The organism is Streptomyces africanus (assembly GCF_002150735.1).
Lineage (GTDB): Bacteria > Actinomycetota > Actinomycetes > Streptomycetales > Streptomycetaceae > Streptomyces > Streptomyces africanus.
Genome location: NZ_MUKA01000267.1, coordinates 1 through 659, shown reverse-complemented (window position 1 = coordinate 659; position 659 = coordinate 1). Strand labels below are relative to the sequence as shown.

At 65.4% G+C, this 659-nt stretch carries 1 protein-coding gene; it reads left to right on the top strand.

The window, feature by feature from the left end:
* Window positions 1-396: 396 nt before the first annotated feature.
* Window positions 397-659 (top strand): TIM-barrel domain-containing protein (locus tag CCL05_RS46525; protein ID WP_143589966.1); only part of this gene is annotated, 263 nt, incomplete at its 3' end.

The window sequence follows — 659 nt, the reverse complement described above, 5'->3', positions numbered from 1 at the left end:
CGGCGGGCTCCTCGTCTCGGCTTCCGCACGGCTCAGGATCGACGCCCTCGGCGGTGCGTTCACCTGGCCAGCACGAAGAAGGCATCCTCGACTACCGCGGACACCAGCAGTACCTGTACCAGCAGAACTTGAAGGTGGCTGCCCCGGTCATCGTTTCCATCGCCGGCTACGGAATGCTCTGGGACAGCTGTGCGTTCGCCTCGTTCACCGACGACCGGGACGGGACCCGCTTCTGGACCGAGACCGACGACGAGCTGGACTACTACTTCATCCTCGGCCCGGAGATCGACGCGATCGTCGGACGCATCCGGACGCTGACCGGCCAGGTACCGCCCTTGCCCCGCTGGGCACTCGGCTACTTCCAGTCCAAGGAGCACTACGCCTCCCAGGAAGAACTTGTCGAGATCGCCCGCGAACACCGCCGACGAGACACCACGCGAACCCTGGCGCTTCGGAGACGTCGGCGACACCACCTACGAAACGATCCTCGCCTTCATCCGTCTGCGCTACCGACTGCTGCCCTACCTCTACACACTTCAGGGCTGGGAAGCCCACCGCGGCTATACCGGCATGCGCGCACTGGCCTTCGTCGCCGTCGACTTCTTCGTCGGCCGCAAGCCGCATGACGTGTCCCTCAGGGAAGCCGGGACGTGGACGGT